The sequence below is a fragment of the Tateyamaria omphalii genome, assembly GCF_019802125.1.
In the GTDB taxonomy this organism is placed as follows: domain Bacteria; phylum Pseudomonadota; class Alphaproteobacteria; order Rhodobacterales; family Rhodobacteraceae; genus Tateyamaria; species Tateyamaria omphalii_B.
The window spans coordinates 593258-615032 of the sequence record NZ_JAHVHT010000003.1 but is presented as its reverse complement, the minus strand read 5'-3'; the positions used below and the strand labels follow the sequence as shown (position 1 = coordinate 615032).

Below are 21775 nucleotides of genomic sequence, written 5' to 3'. Positions count from 1 at the left end.
GTCGGGTCAGCTTTGTCCATTTGTTATTTGGGCTCATATTTTTTACATCTCCTCTGACTCAGAAAGCTCACGGATTGCCCCAGAAACAGTCTCCAAACACCCTGCCAATGCCCTTTTGGCTTTGACTATGTTTACCGGTGCGTCAGTGTGTGCAGCCTTGTCAGCCTCCTCTTGCAAGTTCGTTATCTGACCTTGGATTGAAAGCAAATCTTCCTTCACAGCATCAGGAAGGCGGATAGTTTGGCCGCGAAGGATGGACGCCAGACTTGACCGGATGAGTCCACATTTCTCACTGATAAGTTGCCATTGAGGCTGGTCCAATCGTAACCTTAGCTCTGTTAATATCTGTTCCGTGGTTCTCAACTGTCCGACCGTGTCGACCAATACTAGATTACGTTTTGCTTCCAATGCTGCTGACTTTGCAGCAGACGCTTTGCTACTTGCCGAGCGTGCAAACGAAATGGATGCTGCAAAGCCGACAAGAGCCAGCAAGACACCCCAGAAATCATAGCCCGGCCAATCATATAAATTATTCCAGAAACCCATACTATATTGATTTGGTATTTTTGAGTTATCCGCAAGCGAATTACATGTTTTTAGGATACGCCCATCGACGGGACGCGGTGCGGCGAACCAACCTCTCCGCAGCAACGCTTTATGGCGGCCAAGCACATCTTCGATCTGAACGACGCGCTATCATCAACCATATCGCCGTGCCGGGGGGCGTTTCTCTCGCGCATCGCTTTGCGATACGCTGCCGAATGACGCGGCAAAGCCGCTGACCCGGCGATGGGGCGGCGCCTGCGGCTTGATTCCGCCCTGGGTGCGTAGATCGGCCCGGCCCCTCTCGGCAGATTTTGCTTCTGCAAAATCGCCTGCCGGGCGACGCGCACGGCTTTGCCGTACGCTTGGATGGGACGGCGCCTGCGGCTTGATTCCGCCCTAGGTGCGCAGATCAGACGGGATTGGTGCTTTGTGTGGCGAGAATTGAAACGAACCCTCTCGCGCATCACTCCGTGCTTTCTCACACATCGCGCTGCGATGTGCTGCCAAGTTACGCGCCAGCGAGCTGGCGCTTGATACGCTGCCGGGCGACGCGCACGGCTTCGCCGTACGCTGGAAAACAGCGGAGGCTTTCGCCTCCGCCGGTACTCGCTAAGCCAACCGGACCAACATGGCCGGTGTTGCTTCCATATGCCCCTTCACTCGTTAACGACGATTTACCAAACCGGGGCATCTTCGGGGCATGTCGAAGGCGGCGGGGGACACACTCGTTAAGGGGGGACAAACGAAACGACCCTCCGCCGCGCGCGTCGCCCCCGGGACGTCCAGACAACCGGGGGCGAAACCCATCAGATCGTGACGCCGACGATGGCCCACAGGCTCATCAGGCTGGCGAAGCCGAACAGGGTCGGCACAATGACTTTTGCCATCTCATCTTCTCCTTTCCAGGCAGGCCGGGAACCCGTGAGTGGTGGCCTGCGGTGCGTTCCGCGGAAGGTGTTTCCGCGATGATGATAAAGACGTGGGGACGCCCCTTTGACACAAACACCCCCGCTTTCATCACCTCTGATCACGGAGATGCGACGGCTTCGTGCGCCCATCTGCGGTTTCCTGTCTTGATCCCCGGCCCGATCTGGCCCCTACTGCGACCATGATCCTGCGTGCCCTTCTGATCCTGATGCTTCTGGCCGGTTGCGGCCGTCCCCTGACGGATGCCGAGCGGGCCTTTGCCAGCACCATTCATGGCGATCAACTGAACCATGCGCGTGTGCGGCTGGTGGATGGCGCACCCACGCGCGCCGTGACTTTCAAGCGCAAGGCGCGCCCCCGCACGACCTGTCGCGAGCGCATCCTGCCGCCGCCCACCACCGACATCGTCACCGCCAAACCGGCGGCCGTGGCCCTGTGGCAGACTGTACTGTTCGACAAGGACTGGTATCTGGACGACTATGTTCCGGACTATCCGGGTGAGATCAACCTGATCGCGGCCATGCTGCTCGCCCATGAGCTGACCCATGTTTGGCAGTGGCAGAACCGGGAGGTGACGGGATATTCGCCGCTGCGCGCCGCCCGTGAGCATCGGTTTAGCGATGATCCCTATCTGTTCGACGTGTCGGGCAGCCGCCGCTTTCTGGATTTCGGGTTCGAGCAGCAGGGCTCGATCGTGGAAGAGTTCGTGTGCTGCCGTGCCCTTGACCCGCAGGGGGACCGGACCAAGCGCCTGCACGCTCTGATTTCACAGTCGATGCCCGTGTCCCCCCTCCCTCAGTCCCGTCAGAACGATGTGCTGCTGCCCTGGGACGGGGTGCAGGTGAAGGGCATCTGCGGCTGAGCCATCACCACCCGGAGGAGTTCCATGGCCCAATATGCCCTGATCATGCTTTTGGCCGGGATCGGCATCCCGATCCTTGCCGCGTTGAACGCCGCCCTTGGCACCCGTTTGGGCAGCCCGGCTGCTGCGGCCACGATCCTGTTCATCATCGCCTTTGGCACGGCGGCCACCGTCTTTGTCCTGACGGGGGCGCAGGGGTTGTCCAAGGTAGCCGCTGCCCCCAAGCATCTGCTGTTGGCGGGCGTGCTGATCGCCTTCTACGTCCTCAGCATCACTTACATCGCGCCGCATTTCGGGGTGGGCAATGCCGTGTTCTTCGTGCTGCTCGGTCAGTTGATCTCGGCCGCGGCGATTGACCATTTCGGCCTGTTCGGTGCGCAGGCCACCGTTTTGAGCGCGACGCGGATGGGCGGGATCGCCTTGATGGCGGCCGGGGTGTGGCTGACGCAGTTGGCCTAGCTGTCCCTGCCCGCAAGCGCCAAGGCCTGTGCCCAGGCTGCGGGGTCGACCTCCACCGGGTCCGCGGGGTTGCGCAACTGGCCCGGCATCCGGCCTGCGGGGTCTTCGGAGAGGTAGTTTTGGAACTGCTCCAGCCGGTCCATGAACGCGCCCGACGCGCTGGGGTCGATCAGGATGTAGTATTGGCCAAGGTCGTGCGGCGGCCCCTCCGGCGCCTTGAGCGGTTTGACATCGCGGCTGAGCACGCCGCCTGTCAGGCCTGCGGTCAGAAGCTCGGCCATGAGGCCAAAGCCCCAGCCCTTGGGCCCACCTGTGGAGACCAGCGATCCGGCCAGCGCCGCTTCGGGGTCGGTTGTGGGGTTGCCGTCAGCATCCACGGCCCAGCCTTCGGGGATCGATTGCCCGGCTGCCTTGGCCATGGTGATCTTGCCCAAAGCCACGGTCGTGGTGGATTGGTCGAACTGCATGGCGAGCCCGCCGTGACCATCGGGGACGGAGAACGCGATGGGGTTGGTGCCGATCATCCTTGTCTTGCCGCCGGGCGGTGCCACGATGGGCGATGCGTTGGTCATGCCAAGCCCGATGACGCCCGCGCGTGCGATCTGTTCTGTGAAGTAACCCAGCGCCGTGCAGGTGTGCGCGTGACCTACGGCGAGGCTGGCGATGCCGTATTGGCGTGCGGCGTCGAGAGCGGGGGCCAGCCCATAGGCAAAGGCAGGCTGTGCAAACCCCATCAGCGCGTCAACATACACCGTCGCGGGCCGTGGGGCGCTTACCACAGGCACGACGTCCCCTTGGACCCGGCCCGTCTGTAGCTGCTGGCAGTAGCTTTCGAGGTAATAGAGGCCGCAGATGCGGTTCCCAAGTGCTTCGGCCTGCGCGACGGCGCGCGCGACCTCGGCCGCGGGAAAGGCCCCTGCCCCATGCGCCATCAGCGCTGCCTGCACGGTGCGTTCAATTTCGGCCTGAGTGATTGCCGTCATGTTTGTTCTGTCCCCAGCAGCCCATACTGCGGGGTCCAGACAGAGCAAACCGAACTGCAGCCGTCAAGCGGGCGCTGCTGTTCCGGTGACAAGTAGGCCCGTATCCAACCTGACAGTGCGGTCCATGCGTTGGGCTAGATCGAGATTGTGCGTGGCGATCAGCGCCGACAGCCCGGTGTCGCGCACGAGGCCCATCAGTGCGTCAAAGACCTGATCCGACGTGGCCGGGTCGAGGTTGCCCGTGGGCTCATCCGCAAGGAGCAACGCCGGGCCATTGGCAAGAGCGCGGCAAAAGGCGACGCGCTGCTGTTCGCCCCCTGACAGTTCGGCAGGTCGGTGGGTCGCGCGATGGCCGACGCCGACCTTTTCAAGTAGTTCCAATGCCCGCGCATCCGCATCGGCACGCGACGTGCCCGCAGCCAATTGCGGCAGCGCGATGTTTTCGAGGGCCGAAAACTCGGGCAGCAGGTGGTGGAATTGGTAGATGAACCCGACCTCCGCCCTGCGGGCAAGCGTGCGGCGGCGGTCGGATTGGTCGGTCAGGTTCTGGCCGTGCAACGTGACTGTCCCGGCATCAGGCGTGTCGAGCAGCCCGGCGATGTGCAGGAGTGTGGACTTGCCCGCGCCCGAGGGGGCGACGAGAGCCACGACCTCGCCCCGCTGCACCTGAAGATCGACGCCCCGCAGCACATCGACCTGCCCCGGCAGCCCCTTGTTGTAGGACTTGGTGATACCCGAAAGCGACAGGACCGCATCACTCATAGCGCAAGGCCTCCACCGGGTTCATGCGGGCGGCGCGGCGCGCGGGGAAGATCGTGACAATGAAGGACAGGCCAAGCGACAGAGCGACGGCGCTGAGCACATCGCGCAGGTGCAACTCGGCTGGCAGCGCGTAGATGCCGCGAATGGACGGATCCCACACGCCACCGCCCATGATCTGGTTTACCAGTGCAAAGAGCGGGTCGATGTAGATCGCAAAGAGGCATCCAAGGATCACTCCCATCGCCGTGCCGATGATCCCGGTGAACGATCCGCAGATGAAGAAGACACGCAGCACAGACCCTTCGGTCAGACCCATGGTGCGCAGGATGCCGATGTCGCGCCCCTTGTTCTTGACCAACATGATCAGGCCCGAGACGATGTTCATGGCTGCGACCAGTACGAGGATGGACAGGATGATGAACATGATATTGTCCTCGACCTCGAGCGCGCGGAGGAAGCCGCCAGAGGCGTCTTTCCATGTCCAGACTTGACCCCGTTCACCTGCGTTTTGCAGAAGGCCGGGCAGGTATTGGTCGATGGATTCCGGTTCATCCACCATCACCTCGATCTCGTCCACGACGCCCTCGCGGTTGAAGAAGCTTTGTGCTTCGGCCAGCGGCAGGTAGACGCGGACGCGGTCGATGTCATAGCGCCCGGCAGAGAAGATATAGGTTACCTCGTAGGCGTTGATGCGCGGGCTGGTGCCAAGGGCGGTGCGCACGCCGTTGGGCGAAATCAGCTTGATCCGATCGCCCACTTGCGCGCCAAGCTCCTGTGCGACGCCCGAGCCAATGGCGACGCCCTGCTCAAAGCGTGCGATATCACCCTGCGATGTCTCCGGGTCCGCGATGCGGGGCAGTCCGGCGAGGTTTTCAGCGCTCATACCAAAGACCTGCACGCCCGCGTTGCGGCTGCGCAGGTTGGCCATGACCTGCCCCCGCACCAGCGGCGCGGTGCGGACAACGCCTGGAACTTCGGCCAGTGACGCGGCGAGTGCGTCGTAGTCGGAAATTGTGCGGTTGATGCGCCCCGTCTCGGTCACTTCGCCGATGTTGTAGACGGTCACGTGGGCGTTGGCGCCGAGGATCGTGTCCACGAATTCTGCCCGGAAGCCAGAGCGCACGGCCAGCGTGGCAATCAGGGCAAAGACGGCGAGCGTAATGCCGATCAGGCTGATCCAGGTCATGGTGCTGACCCCGCCTTCGGCCCGGCGGGCACGCAGGTAGCGCCATGCGATCATCCACTCAAACGGGGCAAAGGGGGCTGTCTGTCTGGCCATTTACGGCTCCTGCTCGGGCTTTGGGAGATGTGGCCAGGTCAGGGGCCGAGGTCAAGTCCCGCGCGCGGTCTGTCGCCGTCCAGCGAAAGGCCAGAGCAGGAGTTTGAGAACCGCGGAGATCGCCGCAGCGCCCACCAGAAACCCCGCGAGAGCAAAAATCGCACCGGCCAATGTGAGGGGCACGGCAGGCTTGAACGCGCTCAGCGCGGCGCTTGCAACCTCAGTATCGGTGGAATGTGCCGCATGGTAGGCACGCATGAAGGGCCCGGCTGTTTCGAGCGCAACCAGATCGGCGCTGAGCCGGTCATAGCGGGCAAAGGTGCGCACCATGTCGGACCGGCGGCGGTCGAGAAACGCAGTGCCCTGCATCTCGGCCAGTGCGCTTTCGCGGGTGAGGCCCGCCGCTTGGGCCGAGGCGTCGAAATCGGCCACCACTTCGGCCAGCGCGTCGACGGCGCCGCCAAGCCGCTGCTGGTATTGCTGGGAAAACTCGGGGAATTGCGAGGCCATTGCGCCGCCGATGACACCACCGGCCAGCACGGCGGCGCGCAGGATCATGGTCGGTCTCCGAACACCGCAGCGCTCAGCGTCGCATCCAGATCGCCCATTGCCCCCTCGTCGATGCATTCGTCATACATCGCAAGGACACCGACCTTGCCCTCCCAGATCACCGCAAAGCTGCCGGTGCGCAGTCGATTGGGAAAACAGAGCGCGCCGAAGTGCCAGAAGTTGTAGCTGTCGCGGAAGGGGCGGAACACCATGCCCATGCCGTAGTAGGCTCCTCCGCCCAAGGCGACATGCGGCAGGGCAAAGGGGTCAGATGCAATCCGGCTGCCCTCTCCAAAGTGCGTCTGCATGAACTGCAGGTAACCATCCACGTCCGACGCGAGGCCGCCCCAGGGCTGGAACACGCCGCTTTCGGGGCCGGGCTGAATGCTGGCTGGCAGCTCCAGTCGCTCTGCGCAGGCCTCAAAGAACGGCTGGCCCGTGATGGTTTCGATCGCGAGCCCGAGGATCGCGTAGTTTTCATTGTTGTAGTTGTACTGGCCTCGCGTGCCGCCCAGCTCTCCCCGTGCGTTGACGAGGTCGAGCACTTGGCGGCTGAAATGGCCGCTGTCACCGGCCGTCTGGCCCAACCAGCCCAGCATCGCGATCTGGGTGACGTCCGGACCGATGCCGGAGGTGTGCGTGACCAGCTCGCCCAAGGTGACGTCAGGCGCGGGTTCGACGAAGTTGTGCAGCGGGTTGGACCAATCGGCAAGGCCGTCGTCCACAAGGTCCATCATGCAGACGGCGGTGATCGACTTCGACACGCTCGCCAGATCTGCGACCGTTGCACCTGTGTCGGCGCGCGTAATGTGGCGGTGGGTTTGCCAGCTGCCGTTCGTATCCCGGACACTCGCGCCGATCAGACCAGTGGTGCCGTTGGACCCCAGCCAGTCGACGAAGGCGCTTTCCAAAGCCTGATGCATCGCCGAGGGTTCTTCGCCCGCGTGCGGTAAAGTCGGCGCGGATACGAGGGCCGCGCAGGTCACCCATCTGAGAAACGCCTGCATTGCCATCAGGTTATCACAACCCCGCGTAGATCTCCGCCACTTTCTGCACCGCTGCCTCGGGCGGCAGTTCTTCGCTTTCGCCCGTCCGGCGCGAGGTCAGTTCGACCACGCCGTTCTTGAGCCCGCGCGGGCCGACGGTGATGCGCCAGGGCAGGCCAATCAGGTCCATGGTGGCAAACTTGCCCCCTGCCCGCTCGTTCCGGTCATCATAGAGCGGCTCGAGCCCGAGCGCCGTCAGGCTGGCATAGAGCGCATCACACGCGGCGTCCGCTTCTTCGTCGCCTTGTTTCAGGTTCACGATCCCGCAGTGATAGGGCGTGACCCCCTCGGGCCAGATGATGCCCTTGTCATCGTGGCTCGCTTCGATGATCGCTCCCATTAGGCGGCTGACGCCGATCCCGTGCGATCCCATGTGCACAGGCACTTGCTTGCCATCCGGACCCTGGACAACGGCGTTCATCGCTTCGGAATACTTGGTCCCGAAATAGAAGATCTGTCCGACCTCGATGCCACGTGCGACGCGGCGGCGGTCTTCGGGGATGTCGTTGAACAGCGCCTCGTCATGGGTTTCGTCCGTGCGGGCGTATTTGGAAGTGAATTCTTCCAGAACCGCCTGGCACTCCTCGACGCTATCATAGTCGATATCCCGATCCCCAAAGGTCAGATCGGTGACGGCGCTGTCATAGAACACCTCGCTCTCGCCCGTTTCGGCTAGCACAAGGAATTCATGGGTGTAGTCACCTCCAATCGGCCCACCGTCGGCACGCATCGGAATGGCCTGGAGCCCCATGCGTTCATATGTCCGCAGATAGCTGACAAGATGACGGTTGTAGGCGTGCAACGCGTCTTCCTTGGTCAGGTCGAAATTGTACCCGTCTTTCATAAAGAACTCGCGGCCCCGCATCACGCCAAAGCGCGGGCGGATCTCGTCCCGGAACTTCCACTGGATGTGGTAAAGGGTCAGCGGCAGGTCCTTGTAGCTGCCCACGTGGGCGCGGAAGATGTCGGTGATGAGCTCTTCGTTCGTGGGGCCATAGAGCATGTCGCGATCGTGCCGGTCCTTGATGCGCAGCATTTCCTGGCCGTAGTCGTCATAGCGCCCGCTTTCGCGCCAGAGGTCCGCCGATTGCAGCGTGGGCATCAGCATCGGGATATGGCCCGCGCGCACCTGTTCCTCATGTACGATATTTTCCAGCTTGCGCAGCACCTTGAAGCCCAGCGGCAACCAGGAATAGATGCCGGCGCTTGCCTGCTTGATCATGCCTGCGCGCAGCATCAGACGGTGGCTCACAATCTGCGCCTCGCTCGGGTTCTCCTTCAGCACGGGCAGAAAATAACGGCTCAAACGCATGATCGCGCTCCCTCAGAACATTTCGCCCTGATTAGGACAAAGCCCAAACGCCCGCAATGTCCCCTTCTCTGTTTTGAAAAAATCCCGGGGAGTCGCGGCAGCGACGGGGATTGCCATTGGAACGCCATTGGTCCGAGAGACAATGGCGATGCCCCCAAACAAATGCAGTGCGCGTCAGCGCGCCTTTGGGTCAGGCGTGACACCAAGCCCCTTGAAGCCACGGCCAAAACCCCGCATCTCTAGGTGCAATGCAACGATGGAATGCTCATGGCCCTGCCCGTCCGTAAACAGTTCAAGTATTGGGGGGTCGCGGCAGCGATCTTCTTTCTGCTGCTCTATCTGCTGGGCGACCAGTTGCTACCTTTCTTTCTCGGCGCCGCCATTGCCTACTTTCTTGACCCGGTCGCCGACTGGCTCGAGGCGCATGGGTGCAGCCGGGGCGTGGCGACGGGGATCATCACGATCAGCGCCATCATTATCTTCGTGATCGTCGCATTGCTGGTCATTCCGACGCTGGTGGAACAGGCGGTTCAGCTGTTCGGTGCCACACCGCAATTTGCCCGCGATCTGAGTGCGTTCCTGACCGAACGCTTCCCCAGCCTGCTCGATGAAGGCTCAACAGTGCGCCAATCAATCAACTCGCTGGGCCAGACCATCTCGGAACGTGGCGGGCAACTGCTGGAAACCGCTCTGACGTCAGCGGCCAGCCTGATCAACATTGTGGTGCTCTTTGTCATCGTGCCTGTGGTCGGTGTTTACCTGCTGCTGGACTGGGACCGCATGATTGCCCGTGTGGATGAGCTTTTGCCGCGCGATCATGCGCCGGTGATCCGGCGCCTCGCCGGAGAGGTCGACGCGACACTCGCCGGGTTCATCCGCGGCATGGGCACCGTTTGCCTGATCCTCGGGGCGTACTACGCCATTGCGCTCATGTTGATCGGCTTGCAGTTCGGGCTGGTCGTGGGCTTTGTCGCCGGACTTTTGACCTTCATTCCCTATGTGGGCGCCATTGTGGGCGGGTTGCTTGCGGTGGGGCTCGCCCTGTTCCAGTTCTGGGGCGAATGGTGGTGGATCGTGGCGGTCGCCGTCGTGTTTCAGATCGGCCAGATTGCTGAGGGCAATTTCCTGACGCCGAAACTCGTTGGCAACAGCGTGGGTCTGCATCCGGTGTGGCTGATCCTGGCCCTGTCGGTCTTTGGCGCGCTTTTTGGATTTGTCGGTATGTTGGTGGCTGTGCCCATGGCCGCCGCGCTCGGCGTGCTTGTCCGCTTCGTTATCGATCAATATCAGAGCAGCAGACTTTACACCGGTACATCCGGCCACACACAGGCAGAGGCGCCCGCGCCTGAAGCCACGGTCGAGACCGAGGACTGATCATGGCTCAACAGCTTGGTTTTGATCTTCCGGTGCGCGTCGCACTGGGGCGGGACGACTTTCTTGTCGCGCCGTCCAATGCCGTTGCGCTGTCGATGGTGGACGGCTGGCGGTCCTGGCCGCTGGGCAAGTTGGTGCTGACAGGCCCCGCGGGATCCGGCAAAACCCATCTTGCCCATGTCTGGGCCGCAGAAAGCGGTGCCCAGATCATTGCAGCGGATGCGCTTGATGCGGCTGCGCCCGAAGCGCTTTTCGACGGTCCGCTCGCGGTCGAGGATGTCGACCGCATCGCACAGAACATCGAATGTCAGACCGCACTCTTTCACATCCACAACGCGCTGCAGGCGGCGGGCCATCCGCTTCTGATGACAGGAGAGCACGCGCCCAATCTCTGGCGGCTGAGCCTGCCCGACCTGCAAAGCCGGGTGGATGCCGCTGGCCATGCGGCGCTTGATGCGCCCGATGACAGCCTGCTGGCTGCGGTTCTCGCCAAACTCTTTGCCGACCGGCAACTCACCCCTCGCCCAGATGTCATCCCCTATCTCGTCACCCATATGGAACGCAGCTTTGCCGCCGCCCGCACGGTCGTCGCTGCCATAGATGCGCGCAGCCTTGCGCAGAAAAAGCCAATCACACGGGCACTTGCAGCGGCATGTCTGGACAATCCCCGGTGATCCGGCGGATAAGTGTCACTCAACCTTTACACCCCGTCGACATAAGCCGCGCATGACCAATGCTGACTTTCTCGGCTCGGAATTTCCCGAGCCCAAGCCACTTCCCGATCTGGACACCAGTGGTCCGGGGCGGTTTTTCAATCGCGAACTGAGCTGGCTGGGTTTCAACTGGCGGGTGCTGGAAGAGGCCGAGAACCCGCGCGTGCCGCTGCTGGAGCGGCTCCGTTTCCTGTCGATCAGCGCGGGCAACCTCGACGAATTTTACACGGTCCGCGTGGCGGGTCTGCGCGAATTGGCAATCGCAGGCAACACGACTCCGGCCGCAGACGGGCTGACGCCGGCCGAACAACTGGTCCTGATCGACGAGAACGCCCGTCAACTGATCCAGCGCCAGACCGAGGTTCTGTCGGCATTGAAGGCCGAGATGGAGGCAGAAGGTATAAGCGTCCTGACCGCGAAGGATCTTACAGACGACGATACCGCACATCTGGCCGATGTGTTCCTGAACCGCGTATTTGCCGTCCTGTCCCCGCTGGCCATCGACCCCGCACACCCCTTTCCGTTTATCCCGAACACCGGGTACGCGCTGGCACTGCAGCTTGAGCGTAGCAAGGACAAGCGCTCGCTTCAGGCCCTGCTGCCGATCCCAGGCCAGATCGACCGCTTCATCGCCCTGCCCGGTCCTGGTCACCGTTTCCTGCCGCTCGAGGAACTGCTGGTCCTTCACATTCCCAGCCTGTTTCCGGGCTACAAGCTGAAGTCCCATTTCGGGTTCCGGGTGTTGCGCGACAGCGATCTCGAGGTCGAAGAAGAGGCCGAAGACCTCGTGCGCGAGTTCGAGGTGGCCCTGAAGCGCCGCCGCCGGGGCGAGGTTGTCCGCCTGACCCACTCTGCCGGCGCACCCAAAGCCCTGAAGGCCGTGATCATGGAAGAACTGGGCGTCAGCGATGCCGAGGTGATCGAGATGGACGGCATGTTGGGCATGGCCGATCTGGGCGAATTGGTTCTCGATGCGCGCCCCGATCTGCTCTGGCCCTCCTTCACCCCGCGTGTGCCCGAACGGGTAACGGATTTCGACGGCGACATGCTGGCCGCGATCCGGCAGAAGGACATGCTGCTGCACCATCCTTACGAGACGTTCGACATGGTGGTGCGTTTCCTCCAGCAGGCGGCCCGCGATCCGAACGTGGTGGCGATCAAGCAGACGCTCTATCGGACGTCCAAGAACTCGCCCATCGTCGAAGCGCTGTGCGAAGCGGCCGAGGATGGCAAGTCCGTCACGGCGCTGGTCGAGCTCAAGGCCCGCTTTGACGAGGCTGCCAACATCCGCCAATCGCGGCGGCTGGAACGGGCGGGCGCGCATGTGGTCTATGGCTTTATGGATCTAAAGACCCACGCCAAGATCAGCACGGTGGTGCGGCGTGAGGGCAAGGACCTGGTGACCTACACGCACTATGGGACCGGCAACTACCACCCCATCACCGCGCGCATCTATACCGACCTTTCTCTGTTCACCTGCGATGCCAAGCTGGGGCGGGATGCGACCAAGGTTTTTAACTACCTGTCGGGCTATGCGCCGCCCGAGGGGCTCGACAATCTCGCCATCTCGCCGACCACGCTGAAGCCCCGCCTGCTCGATATGATCGCGGCAGAAGCTGACTACGCGCGTGCAGGCAAACCGGCCGAAATCTGGGCCAAGATGAACTCATTGATCGACAGCGAGGTGATTGACGCGCTTTATGACGCCAGCCAGGCCGGGGTGAAGATCAGTCTCGTGATCCGTGGCATCTGCGGGCTGCGGCCGGGCATCGAGGGGCTGTCGGACAACATCCGGGTCAAGTCCATCGTCGGACGGTTTCTGGAACACAGCCGCATCGTCTGTTTCGGTAACGGGCATGGACTGCCCTCGAAAAAGGCACGCGTGTTCATCTCTTCCGCCGATTGGATGGGGCGTAACCTGAACCGGCGGGTCGAAACGCTGGTCGAGATCGAGAACAACACGGTCAAGGCGCAGATCGTGAGCCAGGTGATGGCCGCAAACCTCGCCGACGTGGCGCAAAGTTGGGTGATGTCGCCCGAAGGCTCCTTTTCCCGGCCCCATCTGGCGGAAGGCACATTTGCCTTCAATTGCCACCGCTTCTTCATGGAAAACCCGTCGCTGTCCGGGCGCGGTTCCGCCGGGGCGGCAGATGTACCGAAACTGACGCATACCGAGGCCTAGGCGCGACGGATGGGTCGGCGGGTGGGCGCCTTTCGGCGCACGCCGAAACAGAGCCACCCGACCGACAGCATCATTGACCGGCGCGGAAGGCTGGTCCATCAAAGGGTGCAAGTGCGCATCGCGGGGGCCCCATGAACGTATCTGTTTCGCCACAGACGGGCGACAGCAGCCTATTTGGCAAACCCTTGTTCGAAGATCCGTCGGCACGAGCGCTCTCGCGCGTAGGCGTGGTCGATGTGGGATCGAACTCGGTCCGATTGGTTGTCTTTGATGGTGCGGCACGCTCGCCTGCATATTTCTACAACGAGAAAATCATGTGCGCCCTTGGCGCAGGCGTGTCCGACACAGGTCACTTGAGCCCCGAGGGGCGTGTGCGCGCCCTCAATGCGCTGACCCGCTTTCAGCGTCTCGCCGAAGGAATGGGCCTGTCGGACTTGTCTGTCGTTGCCACCGCCGCAGTACGTGATGCAAGCGACGGGCTCGAATTCCGCTCGGATGTGTTGCGCGAAACGGGCCTGAACGTCCGGGTCATCGACGGTCGGGAAGAGGCCCGCCTGTCCGCCCAAGGCGTGCTGCTGGGTTGGCCTGGCTCCTATGGCCTGGTCTGCGACATCGGCGGGTCCTCCATGGAACTGGCCGAGATTTCGGACGGCGAGGTGGGCCGGCGCGTCACGTCGGACCTTGGTCCGCTCAAGCTGCAAACCGTCAGGGGCGGCAAGAAAGGGCGACGCGCGCATATCAAGGACGTGATGGCGCAGCTTCACGAGGAAATGGGAGCGCAGCGCGACCGGCTGTTCCTTGTCGGCGGGTCATGGCGGGCCATTGCGCGCGTCGACATGCACCGCCGCGGCTATCCCCTGCACGTCCTGCATGAATACCGGATGACACCACAGTCCGTGCAACGCACCGCAAAATTCATTCGCGAGCATGAGGATCACGAGGCCTTGCGTGGCGAATGCGGTATCTCCTCGGCCCGGATGGCTCTTGTTCCGCTGGCCGCAGAAGTCCTGTGGCGCCTGGTCAAGACTTTTCGCCCAAAGGACATCGCCGTCTCAAGCTACGGCATCCGGGAGGGGATGCTCTACGAACAGATGCCACAGCGCCTGCGCGACCGTGACCCCCTGATCGAAGCCTGCCGCTTTGCCGAGGCGAAAGACGCGCGGATGCCCGGGTTCGGCAAGCTGCTCTACCAATTCATCGAACCGATCTTCAAATCCGCGCCTGAGCAGCGCAAACGTTTGATCAAGGCGGCGTGCCTGCTGCACGACGTCAGCTGGCGCGCGCATCCGGATTACCGGGCCGAGGTCTGTTTCGACAATGCAACGCGCGCCAATCTGGGCGGATTGAAGCACGCAGAACGTGTCTTCCTGGGGCTTGCGTTGCTGCACCGCTATACGAACAAGCGCGAAGGCACGCATTTCGAGGGTCTGTACGACCTGATCGACGACAAAACCCAGCGCGACGCCGAAATCCTGGGAAAGGCGATGCGCTTCGGGGCCATGCTGTGGATGGAAAAAGATGCCGAGCGTGGCGAATTCCGCTGGTTTCCGAAGAAACGCGAACTGGAACTGCATCTGTCGCCCGACGCCATGCCGCTCTTTGGTGAGGTGGCCGAGGCGCGGTTGAACTCGCTTGCCAACTCGCTCGAGGCGAAGGTGACGGTGAAAAAGCGCCGCCGCTAGATTTCGATCTCGGTGTCCGTATCGGGCGTCTTCTGCAGTTCTTCCGGGGTCTTGCGACGAATGATTATGTCCCCATTTTCCAGTTTTTCGGGCGGATGGTAGACGCTCCAGTCCTCGACCTCTTCCAGAAGACCACGCAAGGCTGGTCCCATCTGCGTCGCGAAATCGCGCATGGCGGGACCAAACTCTTCGGCCAGGCCCTGCAAATCGTCCATCGCGGGCTCCATTTCGCGCATCAGCCCTTCCATGAGCATCTGCGCCCCGCGTTCCATCAGCGACAACCCGCGCTCGTCCTCGGTCTCTTGCGCGATGGCTGAACCGGCAAGGATCGCCATGCAAGCTGCAGCAACAATCGGTTTCATGCCAAACATATGGGGATCATAGCACGATATCCAAGCTCACCGGGAAATGATCCGATGCGGTGACCAAGGCATCGCGAAGCGCGGGGTCGGACCAGCATTTGGGATCATCAAGCGGGTGCCAGATGCGCCACGTGGGTGACCGCGCCGCCAGATCCGGTGAGATCATCACGTAGTCCAGCAAGGCCTGCAGAAAACGCTGTTCGGGCCGTATCCAGAACCGCGCGGTGGTCGGGGTCGCCCCAAGGCGGCGTTGCAACGCCTGTCTCGCATGCGGGTCGGACAATGCGGTGTCGCCTGCCCCCATGATAATCTCGACCGACGAGCGCCCGAAAAGATGCTCGTATTCATCGAGCCCTGGACCGTCGTTCAGATCGCCCAAGACTATCAAGGGCTCCGCATCCGCCAGAATGGCATCGACCCGCGCACGCAGCCAGATTGCCTGGGCCAATTGCTTGCGCCGGTTGGCGATTGAGATGCGCATCACCTCGTCCCGGTCGCGGGCACCGTGCGGCGCCTTGGATTTCAGATGCGCGCCGATCATCCTGAGCATGGCGCCACTTTCGCTTTCGACAAGCAACTCCAACGGGGGTTTGGAAAACACCACCTCGTCTTCGGTGGCATCGATATCGAGGTCGATCCGGAAACTGCCGTCAAAGCGTGGCGCGCCTGCATGGACTTGCGGCGCGTGGGTGACCACCAGCACATCCGGGTCATAGAGCAGCGCGATTTCTTGCTGCGTGTCGTTCGAGAAGCCGATCACTGCCTGCCGTGCACGCAGATCGGCATGGCGGGCAAAGGTTTCCAGCGCGCGCACCGTGTCGCGGCCGCGGCTGGTGTCGGGTGCTTCGATCACCATGATCGCGTCGGCATCGAGCGCACGGAACACGGTGCGAAGCGCGTCGATTTGCGCGGCCCGCGTCACGTCATGGCGCGAAGACCATTGGTCGTCATTCAACAACGCCCCGTCATCATCGAAGAGGCTGTTCATCCATTCGACATTGTAGGTGGCAATCCGCATCAGCTTCGGGTGCTCAAGATCTCTTCCCAGGCACGATTGATGTCGATCATCCGCTTCTCAGCAAGGCGCACGGCCTCCTCCGGGACACCGCGCGCCATCATTGCGTCGGGGTGGTTTTCGCGCACCAGCTTGCGCCAGGCCGTGCGGATGTCGTTCAGTTCCAACCCCGCATCGACGCCAAGAACCGAATAGGGATCAGGCGTCGCGTCAGGTACAAACCGTGCGCGCAAGGCCCGAAAATCGGCGTCGGAGATGTCGAAAATGTGCGCCACCTCCTCGAGAAATGCGTCCTCGTTGGGGTGATAGAACCCGTCTGCCATGGCGATGTGAAACAGCCCCTCAATCAGATCGGTCAGGGTTTCGGGCTGGCTTGCGAACATGGCGTGGATGCGGGTGGCATAGTCCGCGAACCCGGCGACATCCTGCCGGGCGAGGTTGAACACCTTCGCCGCCCCGGCTTCGTCCTTGGCCGCGATGTGAAACACCTCGCGAAAGGCGGTGACCTCGTCGCGCGTCACCTGGCCATCCGCCTTGGCCATCTTGGCCCCGAGTGCGATCACCGCAATGGCAAAGGCCACGCTGCGTTCCGGTGGCGCACGCAGCTTGTCGAAAACATCCGTCAGGCTTTCGCCGGCGGTCAAGGCAGCAAGTGCGTCGGATATGCGGGCCCAAAGGGACATGTGTCGACCCTATACCGTATCTCGGGGCTTGGCGTCGGCGCTTGCCGTCGCACCCAGCCGTTTTTGCATGAGGACCAGATCAAGCCACACGCCGCCCTTTCGCCCCACCTCCGGCATATGGCCGACCCTCGAGAACCCCATGGCAGAGTGGAACGCGATGGCCGCGTCATTGGTGCCGCTGATCCCTGCCACCATGATGTGATGCCCTTCCGCCGCTGCGCGCGCTTCAAGCGCGGTCAGAAGTGCCCTGCCGTGACCGCGCCCACGCGCACCATCGGCCAACAGAATGGTATGTTCGACCGTCGCCGCATAACCCGGGCCGCTCCGGAACGGGCCATAGGTCGCAAACCCACCCCGATCCTGCAGAACCAGAACAGCCTGGCATTCGATCATTTTTTCAATATCGGTCAACGACTTGGGCGCTGTCGTGAAGGTAATCTGCGTGTGCGTGATCACCGCATTCCAGATGTCCGCGATCCATGCTGCATCGTCGCGCGCGGCGTTGCGGATCATAGGACACGTGGCCCATGTGGTGTGTCAAACTCGGCGCACATGCCGACCGCTCCAACCTCGACCGACACGCGGTCATCTGACAGGTGCGGCGCAAGCGCGGCTGCAAGAGCGTCTCCGTCCGGGTGTGAGAGCGTTAGGCGGCGCAGACGAATGCCTGTCGGTTCAAGCTGCGTTGCCGGGTGAACGCCAGCGGGCCACTCGATCAGCGCCGGCCACAGGTTGTCGAAAGGGGTCGTCCCCTCCTCCGACACCGCCATGCGCCACGCCAAGTCACCGCGACGGACGGCGACGGGCGTTCCGGCACCGCTGGGCATGTTATTGAGCGCGCGGTCCATGTCCGACACGGAACACGCCCAGTTCGACAGCCGCGCTTGGCCTTCGAAACGGTCCAGATCGTACCAGCGCGGCCTCTTCGGTGGCGAGACCTCCGGATTGGGTGCAATGGCTTCAAGGTAGATGCCGTCCTCAAGCCCCATCAGGGCGTTATGGGTCTGAAACACCGCATGAGACCCGCCCGGCTGCATCTTGACACCCAGCGCCTCTTCAACATGTGTCCGTGCGGCTTCAAGCATCGTGGCTCCGACGACGAGATGATCAAAAAACATGAAGAATCCAAATCCGAGATCAAATGCACCGCGCCAGAGCGCGCCATGCGATCGCAATATCGCAGCAGTGCATACGGATGAGAAGGCCATCAGCGCGGAAAAGCCCGAGATGTCGCGCAAAATCAAACGTCTCGACGATGTCACCCTGTCCGATTGTCAAGGAAAACGCCCACAAAGATAAACGCGGAAACCCGCCCAAAATGTTGACACATCGGCATAGTTTCGCCGACAGTGGTGCGCGTAAAGATTGAATAGAACTCATTTGCACCAAATTCGTTCGAGCGGTTTTCAGCGAATGGTGCGGGAAAGGCACCGGAATGAAACATCTTCTGAAACTCACCACATCACTGGCTGCGGCTGCGACGGTTGCAGCATCACTGACATTCACTCCACAACAAGCGCAGGCCCAGGCGGCGGATCAATTTCTTGGTCAGATCACCTGGTTCCCCTACACATTCTGTCCTCGTGGTTGGGCAGAGACGGATGGGCGGCTTCTGGCAATTTCCCAGTACAGCGCTTTGTTCTCGCTCCTTGGCACCAACTACGGCGGCGACGGACGAACGACTTTCGGCCTCCCAGACCTGAGCGGACGCACGGCGATGGGTCAGGGCACCGGGCCCGGTCTGAGCCCGGCAATTCTTGGCCAGAAAAAGGGCTTTGAATTCACGAATTTGACAGCCGCGCAATTGCCGTCGCACAACCACCTCTTGCGTGGTGTGAATAAGAATGACCAAGCAGGTGGCGGCTATGCAGATGCAGCCGGCCCCGGCGGGGACACGCTGGCAACCCCGGACTTTAATGCACCCGGCAACCCAAATCCGGACATCAACATCTATTCCAACCTGAATCCGAACACGACCATGAACACGAATTCGATCACGTTCACAGGCAGCAACCAATCGGTTCCCTTGCAGGACCCGGTTCTGGTGCTGCGCCCGTGTATTGCGTTGACCGGTATCTTCCCGTCACGCAACTGATAAACATCCGCTCAAACACAAAGGGCCGCCCCTGAAGGCGGCCCTTTTTTGTCAGGTATCGTTGCGCAGGATCGACAGGATTTCCTGCGCGGCATCCGGGATGTTGGTGCCGGGGCCAAAGATCGCCTTTACCCCTGCATTATAGAGAAACTGATAGTCCTGTTGCGGAATGACCCCGCCACAGATCACGATGATGTCCTCGGCGTCCGCATCTTTCAGTGCCTGCACCAGTTGCGGCGCCAGCGTCTTGTGCCCTGCCGCCTGTGACGAGATGCCGATCACGTGCACATCGTTGTCGATGGCGTCCTGTGCCGCTTCTGCAGGGGTCTGGAACAACGGCCCCACATCGACGTCGAAGCCGATATCGGCAAAAGCCGTCGCGATCACCTTGGCCCCGCGGTCGTGCCCATCCTGGCCCATCTTGACCACCAGCATACGCGGGCGGCGGCCTTCGGCTTCTGCGAAGTCCTCGACCGATTTCTGGATCGCGGCAAAGCCTTCGTCGCCCTCGTAGGCGGCACCGTACACTCCGGCGAGCGTCTTCACCTCTGCCCGGTGGCGACCGAACTCTTTTTCCATGGCCATGCTGATCTCTCCCACCGTTGCACGTGCCCGCGCCGCGTTTACCGCGGCTTCCAACAAGTTACCGTCTGCGGCTGCCACGGCGCTGAGCGCCTCCAGGGCGGCCTGGCAGGCATCCTCGTCCCGCTCCGACCGGATGCGAGTCAGCCGCGCAATCTGGCTTTCGCGCACGGCGGCGTTGTCGATGTCGAGGATGTCGATCTCGTCCTCTTTCTCGAGCCGGAACTTGTTGACGCCGACGATCACCTCGTCACCCTTGTCGATCATGGCCTGACGGCGTGCAGCCGCCTCCTCGATGCGCAGCTTGGGCATGCCGGAGCCGACGGCCTTTGTCATGCCGCCCATCTCCTCGACCTCTTCGATCAGTTTCCAGGCTTCGGTTGCCAGGTCGTGGGTCAGCTTTTCGACGTAGTAAGAACCCGCCAACGGGTCGACGACATTGGTCACGCCCGTCTCGTTCTGCAGGATGAGCTGCGTATTCCGCGCGATGCGGCTTGAGAATTGCGTTGGCAAAGCAATGGCTTCGTCAAAACTGTTGGTGTGCAACGATTGGGTGCCGCCCAGCACAGCGCTCATCGCCTCGAACGCGGTACGCACGATGTTGTTGTAGGGGTCCTGCTCCTGCAAGCTTACACCGCTGGTCTGGCAATGCGTGCGCAGCATCATGGATTTCGGATTCTTCGGCTCGAACTCGGACATGATGCGGTGCCACAGCAGACGCGCGGCCCGCAGCTTGGCGGCTTCCATGAAGAAGTTCATGCCAATGGCAAAGAAGAAGGACAGCCGCCCGGCGAACTTGTCCACATCCATGCCCCGCGCGATGGCGGCACGCACGTATTCGCGCCCGTCAGCGAGGGTAAAGGCGAGCTCCTGAACCAGGTTCGCGCCCGCTTCCTGCATGTGGTAGCCGCTGATCGAGATGCTGTTGAACTTCGGCATCTCATTCGAGGTGTATTCGATGATGTCCGCGATGATCCGCATCGAGGGTTCGGGCGGATAGATGTAGGTGTTGCGGACCATGAACTCCTTGAGGATGTCGTTCTGGATGGTGCCGGACAGTTGCGCGCGGTCCACGCCCTGCTCTTCCCCTGCGACGATGAAGTTGGCGAGGATCGGGATGACCGCCCCGTTCATGGTCATCGACACGGACACCTTGTCGAGCGGGATGCCGTCGAACAGGATCTTCATGTCCTCGACGCTGTCGATGGCAACGCCGGCCTTGCCCACATCGCCGACGACACGCTCATGATCGCTGTCATAGCCGCGGTGGGTGGCGAGGTCGAAGGCCACGGACACGCCTTGCTGGCCCGAAGCAAGCGCACGACGGTAGAAGGCGTTGGATTCTTCGGCTGTTGAAAAGCCCGCATATTGCCGGATGGTCCAAGGACGGCCCGCGTACATGGTGGCTTTCACACCCCGCGTGAACGGCGCTTCTCCGGCGATTGTGCCCAGGTGATCCACGCCTTCCAGGTCGTCAGCCGTATAGATCGGCGCAACGTCGATCCCTTCAAGCGTGTTCCAGGTCAGATCCTCGACCGGGCGGCCGCGCAGCTCACCCTCCGCGAGGTTCTGCCAATCGTCTTTCTTGGTTGTCATATCCATGTCCTCTTGTCAGCGGGCCATGCGGCAGGGTTTGCCCCGCTCCTCTCTGGCCCAAATCCTCTGTCAGTGTTGCAAGTCCGTCGGCACCGGCCGTCAGCCAGTGGATGTCATCGAGATACGCTTCGCGCATGGCTGCGCTTGCGGCGGGGTCAAAAGGCGCCCAGCTTTCGGAGCTGCCCCGGATCATGTCGGGATCGTTCCCGCGTTCGGCGAGGATCCCGCGCAGTTGGGTCACGCCGGGTGACCGGTTCAGCCAGGTTTCGGCTCCGGCGCGCGGGCCGTGCAGACCGGTCATCGCCCGGAACATTGCATCAGGCCGCCCCGCGGTGCGCTCGAACGGCACAACGATAAGGCGCGCGGACGGGACAGCGCAGGCAACATCCATCACCACGTCCCGCCATGCACGCGCGCCAAATGCGATGCGCACACATTGATCAGGCTCCAGCGTCGCATGGCCGCGCGCCATGCTATACGCCGCAGCCGAGGCCCAGTAGTGGTTCAACGACCGGATCGACAAGACGACCGTATCTATCCGTCCATCGAAGGCCGCGGCATAGCGCGCCATGCGCTCTCCCACGTCGTCATAAAGCGACCGCCGACGCATGTTTCGACGCATCGTGCCAATCATGTTTTCATCCGAGATGATCAGCGATTTCGTGCCATTCCGCTCGGCCTTGTTCAGGTGCAACAAGACACGCCCACGGGCCCTGCGCGTCATTTGGGGCGTTGATGTCGGCGATGGCAGAACACCGGAGAACAA

Annotated in this window: 21 protein-coding genes; 7 read left to right on the top strand and 14 right to left on the bottom strand. The window is 62.1% G+C overall.

What is annotated here, in order from left to right:
* Nucleotides 1-42: 42 nt before the first annotated feature.
* Entirely contained in the window at nt 43-546 is a 504-nt protein-coding gene (locus tag KUV51_RS15455; protein ID WP_222522399.1) for a hypothetical protein, read from the bottom strand.
* A 1108-nt stretch (nt 547-1654) separates the two neighbouring features.
* Between KUV51_RS15455 and KUV51_RS15450 the strand changes: the two genes are divergently transcribed.
* Both KUV51_RS15450 and KUV51_RS15445 read left to right on the top strand, forming a co-directional pair.
* The gene (locus KUV51_RS15450) at nt 1655-2335 is read left to right on the top strand and encodes a hypothetical protein (RefSeq protein WP_255553508.1); all 681 of its coding nucleotides are present in this window, start codon (nt 1655-1657) and stop codon (nt 2333-2335) included.
* A 24-nt stretch (nt 2336-2359) separates the two neighbouring features.
* Nucleotides 2360-2794, top strand: a complete 435-nt coding sequence (locus KUV51_RS15445) for a DMT family transporter (protein WP_218463058.1) — start codon at nt 2360-2362, stop codon at nt 2792-2794.
* On the opposite strand, the gene KUV51_RS15440 is transcribed toward KUV51_RS15445, so the two are convergent.
* The 6 genes from KUV51_RS15440 to proS form a co-directional block, all read right to left on the bottom strand.
* The gene (locus KUV51_RS15440) at nt 2791-3777 is read right to left on the bottom strand and encodes an Ldh family oxidoreductase (RefSeq protein ID WP_218463059.1); all 987 of its coding nucleotides are present in this window, start codon (nt 3775-3777) and stop codon (nt 2791-2793) included. The two genes, KUV51_RS15445 and KUV51_RS15440, sit on opposite strands and share 4 nt — an antisense overlap.
* A gap of 63 nt (nt 3778-3840) precedes the next feature.
* Entirely contained in the window at nt 3841-4539 is a 699-nt protein-coding gene (locus KUV51_RS15435) for an ABC transporter ATP-binding protein (protein ID WP_218463060.1), read from the bottom strand.
* The gene (locus KUV51_RS15430; protein WP_218463061.1) at nt 4532-5818 is read right to left on the bottom strand and encodes a lipoprotein-releasing ABC transporter permease subunit; all 1287 of its coding nucleotides are present in this window, start codon (nt 5816-5818) and stop codon (nt 4532-4534) included. Before KUV51_RS15430 ends, KUV51_RS15435 begins: the two co-directional genes overlap by 8 nt.
* Nucleotides 5819-5869: 51 nt before the next feature.
* The gene (locus KUV51_RS15425; protein WP_218463062.1) at nt 5870-6376 is read right to left on the bottom strand and encodes a DUF2937 family protein; all 507 of its coding nucleotides are present in this window, start codon (nt 6374-6376) and stop codon (nt 5870-5872) included.
* Nucleotides 6373-7374: a serine hydrolase domain-containing protein gene (locus tag KUV51_RS15420; protein WP_222522398.1), complete on the bottom strand. Its 1002-nt coding sequence runs from the start codon at nt 7372-7374 to the stop codon at nt 6373-6375. The genes KUV51_RS15425 and KUV51_RS15420 overlap by 4 nt, the downstream gene beginning before the upstream one ends.
* 13 nt (nt 7375-7387) lie before the next feature.
* Nucleotides 7388-8725 carry a proline--tRNA ligase gene (gene proS / locus KUV51_RS15415; RefSeq protein ID WP_218463064.1) on the bottom strand — a complete coding sequence of 446 codons (1338 nt, stop codon included), beginning with the start codon at nt 8723-8725 and terminating at the stop codon, nt 7388-7390.
* 267 nt (nt 8726-8992) lie between these two features.
* Between proS and KUV51_RS15410 the strand changes: the two genes are divergently transcribed.
* From KUV51_RS15410 to KUV51_RS15395, 4 genes are all read left to right on the top strand, one after another.
* Nucleotides 8993-10099 (top strand): AI-2E family transporter, encoded by a 1107-nt coding sequence (locus KUV51_RS15410; RefSeq protein WP_218463065.1) that lies wholly within the window; start codon nt 8993-8995, stop codon nt 10097-10099.
* Between the two features lie 2 nt (nt 10100-10101).
* Nucleotides 10102-10773 (top strand): DnaA ATPase domain-containing protein, encoded by a 672-nt coding sequence (locus KUV51_RS15405; RefSeq protein ID WP_218463066.1) that lies wholly within the window; start codon nt 10102-10104, stop codon nt 10771-10773.
* Between the two features lie 52 nt (nt 10774-10825).
* The gene (locus KUV51_RS15400; RefSeq protein WP_218463067.1) at nt 10826-12994 is read left to right on the top strand and encodes an RNA degradosome polyphosphate kinase; all 2169 of its coding nucleotides are present in this window, start codon (nt 10826-10828) and stop codon (nt 12992-12994) included.
* Between the two features lie 131 nt (nt 12995-13125).
* Nucleotides 13126-14676: a Ppx/GppA family phosphatase gene (locus KUV51_RS15395; protein ID WP_218463068.1), complete on the top strand. Its 1551-nt coding sequence runs from the start codon at nt 13126-13128 to the stop codon at nt 14674-14676.
* Here the strand turns inward: KUV51_RS15395 and KUV51_RS15390 are convergent.
* From KUV51_RS15390 to KUV51_RS15370, 5 genes are read right to left on the bottom strand one after another with little or no spacing between them, the layout of a single operon-like run.
* A complete protein-coding gene (locus KUV51_RS15390; protein WP_218463069.1) occupies nt 14673-15038 on the bottom strand; it encodes a hypothetical protein in 366 nt (121 codons plus the stop codon). The genes KUV51_RS15395 and KUV51_RS15390 overlap by 4 nt on opposite strands.
* A 16-nt stretch (nt 15039-15054) precedes the next feature.
* Entirely contained in the window at nt 15055-16056 is a 1002-nt protein-coding gene (locus tag KUV51_RS15385) for an endonuclease/exonuclease/phosphatase family protein (RefSeq protein WP_218463070.1), read from the bottom strand.
* Nucleotides 16056-16736 carry a molecular chaperone DjiA gene (locus KUV51_RS15380; protein ID WP_218463071.1) on the bottom strand — a complete coding sequence of 227 codons (681 nt, stop codon included), beginning with the start codon at nt 16734-16736 and terminating at the stop codon, nt 16056-16058. The genes KUV51_RS15385 and KUV51_RS15380 overlap by 1 nt, the downstream gene beginning before the upstream one ends.
* A gap of 9 nt (nt 16737-16745) precedes the next feature.
* Complete coding sequence (locus tag KUV51_RS15375; RefSeq protein ID WP_218463072.1) at nt 16746-17249, bottom strand: GNAT family N-acetyltransferase; 504 nt, start codon at nt 17247-17249, stop codon at nt 16746-16748.
* The gene (locus tag KUV51_RS15370) at nt 17246-17854 is read right to left on the bottom strand and encodes a VOC family protein (protein ID WP_218464879.1); all 609 of its coding nucleotides are present in this window, start codon (nt 17852-17854) and stop codon (nt 17246-17248) included. The genes KUV51_RS15375 and KUV51_RS15370 overlap by 4 nt, the downstream gene beginning before the upstream one ends.
* 317 nt (nt 17855-18171) lie before the next feature.
* Between KUV51_RS15370 and KUV51_RS15365 the strand changes: the two genes are divergently transcribed.
* A complete protein-coding gene (locus KUV51_RS15365; RefSeq protein ID WP_218463073.1) occupies nt 18172-18831 on the top strand; it encodes a phage tail protein in 660 nt (219 codons plus the stop codon).
* A gap of 51 nt (nt 18832-18882) precedes the next feature.
* On the opposite strand, the gene scpA is transcribed toward KUV51_RS15365, so the two are convergent.
* Nucleotides 18883-21009 (bottom strand): methylmalonyl-CoA mutase, encoded by a 2127-nt coding sequence (gene scpA, locus KUV51_RS15360; RefSeq protein ID WP_218463074.1) that lies wholly within the window; start codon nt 21007-21009, stop codon nt 18883-18885.
* Nucleotides 20966-21733, bottom strand: coding sequence for a hypothetical protein (locus tag KUV51_RS15355; protein ID WP_261385855.1), 768 nt, complete (start codon nt 21731-21733; stop codon nt 20966-20968). Before KUV51_RS15355 ends, scpA begins: the two co-directional genes overlap by 44 nt.
* Nucleotides 21734-21775: the final 42 nt, after the last annotated feature.